Annotated in this window: 1 protein-coding gene and 1 pseudogene; both read left to right on the top strand. The window is 63.4% G+C overall.

Translation table 11 applies throughout. From position 1 onward, the window contains the following. Positions 1-122: pseudogene (locus EN994_RS36635) on the top strand (ABC transporter permease); the annotation flags it as partial. After that, a partial coding sequence (locus EN994_RS35210) for an ATP-binding cassette domain-containing protein (RefSeq protein ID WP_127308335.1) occupies positions 119-380 on the top strand: 262 nt, incomplete at its 3' end. The pseudogene EN994_RS36635 and the gene EN994_RS35210, both read left to right, overlap by 4 nt.

The raw sequence follows: 380 nt of genomic DNA, 5'->3' as shown, positions 1-380 counted from the left end.
GGAACCTGCTGCGTTCCGGCCTCAATCCCAAGACCAATGCCGTCGGCTCGCTGGTCTTCGCCGTCTCCATCGTGCTGGTGGTGTTTTTTGAACTGACATTGCTTCGGAGAAAGCCGGCATGAGCGCGCCCCTCGTCGACATCAGCAGTGTCTCGCATCGCTTCGGCCAGCACACCGTGCTGAAGGATGTCTCGCTGCAGATCGAGCCCGGCAGCTACACGATCCTGCTCGGGCCGTCCGGCTCCGGCAAGACGACGCTCTTGTCCATTCTGGGCGGCTTCGTCACCCCCAGCGAAGGCAAGGTGTTCATCCGTGGCGAGGATTGCACGTCGGTGCCGCCGGCCAAGCGCCCGACGACGACGGTGTTCCAGGACTATGCGC

Origin of the sequence: Mesorhizobium sp. M7A.F.Ca.CA.002.09.1.1, assembly GCF_003998555.1 — a bacterium.
Lineage (GTDB): Bacteria > Pseudomonadota > Alphaproteobacteria > Rhizobiales > Rhizobiaceae > Mesorhizobium > Mesorhizobium ciceri.
Note: the sequence above shows the minus strand (reverse complement) of the source record. Positions and strands in the feature narration are given on the sequence as shown.